The organism is Streptomyces sp. NTH33, from assembly GCF_003236365.1.
Classification (GTDB): Bacteria; Actinomycetota; Actinomycetes; order Streptomycetales; family Streptomycetaceae; genus Streptomyces.
Genome location: NZ_POTZ01001014.1, coordinates 1 through 817, shown reverse-complemented (window position 1 = coordinate 817; position 817 = coordinate 1). Strand labels below are relative to the sequence as shown.

The following is an 817-nucleotide window of genomic DNA, read 5'->3' as shown; positions in this document are numbered from 1 at the left end:
CACAAGGCTATTCGTCGGCAGCGTCAGATGTTTATAAGAGACAGGCCCAGGGCCCGTCCGTGATCAGCACGTCCTCGCCCTCGGGGCGCAGCACCCTGGCCGTCTCCGGGCCGTACAGCCCGCCGGCGAAGACCCAGGCCCCGGCCTCGCGCAGCTCCTGGTGAAAGGCCTCGACCCCGGCCATGACCTCCGCGAGCGCCTCGGCCGAGGGCGGGGTGCCCTCGCCGGGCTGAATCACGCTGAGCAGGTAGTACTTCATGGTGCCCTCCTTGGCGTCGTACCGTCGTCCCACCTCCTGCACGAACGACACATCCCCGGGCCGGCACCCCCTCCGACGGTGTCGGCAGAATCTTCACCTTGACCGTCGCCACGCATCCCCTCGTCGCCCGTGCCCGACTGCTCGCGGACGCTCTGCTCGCCCCGCACGCCGAGCGCGTCGACCAGGAGGGCGTGCCCGTGAGCCACGTCGACGCGGTGAAACGGTCGGGCCTGCTGGGGGTGAGCGCGCCGGCTCCGTACGGCGGGGCGGCGGCGCCCGCCGCCGTGGCCCGGCGGACGGCGGAGATCCTGGCCGGGGCCTGCTGCTCCACCCGGTTCGTGACGACGCGGCACCACACGCCGGTGAAGCTGCTGACGAAAACCGAACTCCCCGCCTGTGAAAGGCTGTTGCGTCCTCCGGCGTCCGGGGAGCTGCTCGCGGGGATCGCCTACGCGCACGTCCGCGCCTTCCCCCGCGTGCCCGTGCGCGCCGTGCCCGAGCGCGGCGGCTGGCGCTTCGACGGCACCGTGCCCCGGTACACGGGGTGGGGACTGGGGG

1 protein-coding gene is annotated in these 817 nt (G+C 72.9%); it reads left to right on the top strand.

Annotated elements, in window-relative coordinates; genetic code table 11:
- Positions 1-357: 357 nt before the first annotated feature.
- The coding region (locus tag C1I97_RS38175; protein WP_146608461.1) for an acyl-CoA dehydrogenase family protein at positions 358-817 on the top strand (460 nt) is incomplete at its 3' end.